The sequence below is a fragment of the Mycobacterium sp. TH-M82 genome (genome assembly GCF_057473605.1).
In genome coordinates this window covers 1-4690 of sequence record NZ_JBYCKY010000566.1, presented here as the reverse complement: position 1 = coordinate 4690, position 4690 = coordinate 1, and the positions used below count along the sequence as shown (strand labels likewise).

Here is a 4690-nt window from a genome sequence, read left to right as displayed (position 1 = left end):
AGCGGTGTGGCGTACTCCTCGTTGGCTGTGAGCGGGGCCAGAGTTCCCGACGCAGGACTCGTGGCGTCTGCGATTGTGGCCATCAGACCGTAGATGTTGTTGTAGGCGTCGGTGTGGACGCCGTCGAGCATCCCTCCCTCCGTCACGGCGCCCTGGTTCGGGATGACGATCAGCGGAACGTTGTCATCGGTGTTTTCGATGCCTAGTGACGGTTCGCTGGCGTCCTCGTCGTAGGTGATGAAGATCGCGTCCGTCTCGTTCGGGTCATTCCACGTCGGCGAGTCCTCGATGGTTTTGACCGTGTTCTCGAGGTACAAGTCGTATCTGTCTACGACGGACTGCGCAGGAAAGACCTCGTTGGCAATATACCTGAGATCGCTGAAAAAGGTACCGTTGAAGGGTTCACCAGAAGTGACTACGTTGGGTTTGACCCACGCGAAGTCCGGGAAGGTGCTCGGGTCCTGCAGAGCGCTGGACAAATCCGCCTGCGGGAAAATGTGTTCATCCAGGTAAGCCTGGGTATTGTCGGCGACGTAGTTGAAGGCGCCAACGTTACCGAAGCCCCCATTTATTTCGGTGGTACCCGCCGGGATGTCCTGTTCATAGGCGGCCCACGATACGCCCGCCTTATCCCATTCTTCGAAAAGGTTGGGTGCATTGATGCCGCCGGGGTACGCGTTGGTGTCCCGACCGAAGGCCGACCCGCCAAAGACAGCGTCGTAGTTGGGGTTGCTGGGGTGGCCCAGCGAGTGGTAGCCGCTGTCGAAATCTCCTGTCTTGATCAGGCTGTCGATGAACGACGCGTTTTGGTTGTCCAGGATTTGCTCGTCGCCCTCGTTTTCCAAGTAGATCAGGAACACGTGATCGAGGTGGCCGACGTCGGACGTCGGTGGCGTGAGCGGCGCCGCGGTCAGACTTGGATCGCCGACGGTGAACGACTCGTCGGCTGCGTAGGCGCTGTTGTAGTCTTCGAGGAAATTCGTTTCGTCGTTGAAGGTCGTGGTCACCTGCGCGGAGGTGGTGCCCTCCGGGACCGTCCCGGTGATGTCGCGGTATTCAAACCCGGTGAAACCCAGGCGATCGAGTGCCGTGACCGGATTGAGCGAGTCGGTGCCCAGCACGTCCCCGTCGGCGCCCAGGAAGCTGACCTGCACTGAGGTGTAGGACGGGTCCCAGCTTTGGCCGCCGAGATCTGCACTGAGCTCGAACGGCGTTCCGGCTGCGCCGGTGAGGTTGACGGTTTGGCTGATGCTGGAGGTGCCCACGGGTCCGCCGCCGGCGAAATTGTCGTCGCCGGCCGGGGTGCCCGGCGGCGCCACCGTCGGAAAACCTAACAACCCCGAGAAAGTTGGGGTGAACTTGTCCAAAATTGGCCCCGGGAGATTGATCGGGGTGTCGTATGGGATCACGGTCGGGACGCCGGTCTCCGTCCAGCCCGGAATGGTCACCCCTTCGAAGCCCGACCCGGACGGGTCGGCGGTGGCGAAGTTGCCGTTGACCAGCAAGTTCTGACTCATCGCGCCGGTGGGGGCTTCGCCAGACGAACCGACGTGGTTAACCAAGTTAAACAATTTGCCGAGCACGTTGTCCGCATCCTGATCCAACCCGTTGAAGTCCTGCGCCAGCGCATGCAACCAGGCACCAGCTGGGTTGGCCGCGGCCACCGAGCCCGCATCGGCGGCACCCGCACCCAGACCGCCCAGCTCCGGAGCTGTCCCGGAAACGCCGGACAGATCGCCCAACGAACCCGTGATCGCAGTGAGGGTTTGGTCAATGACTGCGTCAAACCCCTCGGCACGGGCCTTGGGCGCGTGGGCCAGCGGCCCAAGCCCGAACGTCAGGAACGCACTGATCGCCCCGGTCGTCCCGATGGCGCGTCGACGCCGCCGCGCCATCGCCTTACGCGAAGCTGAATTGTGCACCCTGAAGCGCCGATGCGCCATGAGTTCGTCCTTTCCCGGGCAGCGGAGACGAGCGCGCTTAAGCAGATTTTAGACCGCAGTTTCGCCGTGTCATCGCGGTCAATACTGGCAATCGGTAGCAGTTTAACGGAAACACCAAACGGTGACACCATTCACAATGGGCACGATGTCAATTGAGATCTTGTTGGGCACCGGTTCTCGATATTGCGCACGATCTCGCGCTCCCGGTCCCGCACCGCGCACACGACGTCGACGAACCGGTCGACGAGAGCAGGGCGTCGGCCGTGGTGCCAGCCGACCGCGACCACCGAGCCGGGCCAGTCGTCGATCGCCAGGAACCGGACGCCGGGCGCGGGCAGATAGTCCATGACGGCTGCGCTGGTGACGGAGATGGCCGCCCCGGCCGCGACCAGGCTGACTTCCTCGGTGATCGACTTGACGGGCACTATGCGGGACCGGGTCGATTCGTTACGCGCCGCATCCAGGCAAAAAAACGCGTGATCGGCATCGTCGGTGGCGCTCGCGGTGACCGGGTCATCGACGAGGTCCCGCGCACAGACGGAAAGCCGTCCGGCGTGACGGTGCGAGGTCGACACCATCGCCACGACGGGATCGACGAACAAAACCTCGGTCTCGAGGTTCGCAGTACCCTGCGGCAGCCGCAGGAACGCCACGTCGGTGTCCCCCGACGCCAAGCCCGCCGATTTGTCGCTGAACGGGAATTCGTGCATCTCGACGACGACATCGGGGTAGCGTTCCCGGAATTCGGCCATGATCAACGCCGTCAATTCGAGCGCTGCACCGGTAATGTAGCCCAGCCGCAGCGTGCCGGTCAGCCCGCGGACCGTCCGTTGCGCGGCGGCGGTCGCGCCGTCTAAAGCGGCCAGCGCGGCGCGCGCTCCCTCTAAGAAGACTTCACCGGCGGGCGTCAGCGCCACCGAGCGGGTGGTTCGCTCCAACAGCTTGGCGCCGAGTTGGTCCTCGAGTTCCTTGATCTGGCGGCTGAGGGCCTGCTGGGCCATGTACAGGCGCGCCGCGGCCTTGCTGAAGTGCAGCTCTTCGGCGACTACCACGAAGTGGCGCAGTTTGCGGGTGCTGATGTCGATGATGGTCGAAATCCTAGCCCGCAACAGCGGCAAGAGAGGCGCGTTTCTTGGATGCCGGCACGGTCACCCTCGTGCTACACGTCGGGGTTGACTTGCTGGCCTGGATGCGACGTACCCACCACGAACAGGGTTGCGATATTGCCGGCTTGCGGACGGCCGGCAACCCGAAGAACAGCGCCGGCCTTGGCTGGACAGCGTCGCAACGGTCAAAGATGCTGGACCGATACAGGACTGCGCCGGCGGTTGTCAATGCATGGACTCAGGACATTTTTGATGGCTTGTCGTCGTGCGATGCTTGACGGTCCTCCGGGTCGGCTCCTGCGACTGTTGGCTCAGGCCTCTTCCAGCGCTTCGCCGAGCTGTTCGAGTAACTGGCTGCGGTGATTGCTGGCCATTATGTGGCCGGCGGCAACGGCGATGGCCACCGGCCAGTCGATGATTTCGAACGCGGCCAGCATCACCAAACCGCCGTAGTAGGCGATCTGTTCGGGCGGCGGGATCGCCACCCGGCCGATCAATGGCAGGTCGACCGCGAAGGTTTCGCCCTTGCGGATCTCCTCCAGGGCGTCACGCTGCGAAGTGCTGCGGCGCGACTTGTCCACCGTCATGCTCTTCATGGTATCGACGGGTGGCCGTGCGGCCGGACCGTGGCCTTGTCGTCAAACCCATTGTCCACAACCCGCAGCCGCGGTGCTCTTCGGCCAGCAGCGGGGCGGGGCTGATGCCGCGCAGCGGCGGGCGCAGGGGACGCCGTAGCGGGTGCCGGTACCGAGGGCAACGCAGAAAGGAGGCGGGGTATGACGGCCGCACCGACGGTGGCCGCTCCCGCGGTCCCCAGCGCCTGAGCCCAGCCCACCGGGCCGAGCGGCGTGCAGCCCAGCATCTGGCTGATCCCGGGGGTGCTGATCAACGTCGCCATCGCCCCCAGCGAGCCGATCGCGGTGAGCACCACCATCCGGTCGTGTGAGTCCAGCAGGGTCTGGCCGAGTTGCGCGGTCACCAGCGAGACCAACGCGACGGTGGCCGCCCGGCGCTGGCGTCCGGTGAACGACGCCCACGCCCAGGCCGTCACCGCTGCAGACGCCGTAGTCACCCCGCGCACCGCCACCTTGCGCCACAGCGCGGCCGCGTCCGGGCCGTGCGCGTCGGCGCGCGCCGAGTCGTCCAGGGAGCTGACCGCCAGCGCGGTCGCCGGCAGCGCGTCGGTCAGCATGTTCACCAGCAGCAGCTGCCGGGTGTTGAGCGGGGACCGGCCGGTGATCGCGCTGCCGATGATGGCGAACGCCACCTCGCCGGCGTTTCCGCCGAGCAGCACCGCCACCGCCGCCTGTACCCGCTGCCACAGTTCGCGGCCTTCATCGAGGGCGTCCAGCAGCGCATGGACCCGGCCGTCGAGCAGCACCACGTCGGCGGCGGTGCGGGCCGCGTCGCTACCGTGGGCGACCACCCCGATCCCGACGGTGGCCGCCCGGATAGCGGCCGCGTCGTTGGCGCCGTCGCCGACCATCGCGCAGACCCGGCCGGTGCGCTCCAGCGTCTGCACGATCTGCACCTTGTTCTCCGGCGACATCCGGGCGAACACCACCCGCTCTGCGACGGCGCGCTCCCGGTCTTTGCGCGACAGGGCTTTCCACTCGGCCCCGCTGATGACCTGATCGGTGG

Annotated in this window: 4 protein-coding genes; all 4 read right to left on the bottom strand. The window is 65.5% G+C overall.

Going from position 1 to position 4690, the window contains the following annotated elements:
- Positions 1 to 1943: alkaline phosphatase family protein (locus AC2VON_RS17060; protein ID WP_486954008.1), on the bottom strand; the 1943-nt coding region annotated here is incomplete at its 3' end.
- 131 nt (positions 1944 to 2074) lie between these two features.
- Positions 2075 to 3052 carry a LysR family transcriptional regulator gene (locus AC2VON_RS17055; RefSeq protein ID WP_486954007.1) on the bottom strand — a complete coding sequence of 326 codons (978 nt, stop codon included), beginning with the start codon at positions 3050 to 3052 and terminating at the stop codon, positions 2075 to 2077.
- Positions 3053 to 3360: 308 nt separating this feature from the next.
- Positions 3361 to 3636 (bottom strand): hypothetical protein, encoded by a 276-nt coding sequence (locus tag AC2VON_RS17050; RefSeq protein WP_486954006.1) that lies wholly within the window; start codon positions 3634 to 3636, stop codon positions 3361 to 3363.
- 5 nt (positions 3637 to 3641) lie between these two features.
- On the bottom strand, positions 3642 to 4690 hold a 1049-nt coding region (locus AC2VON_RS17045; protein WP_486954005.1), incomplete at its 5' end, for a cation-translocating P-type ATPase C-terminal domain-containing protein.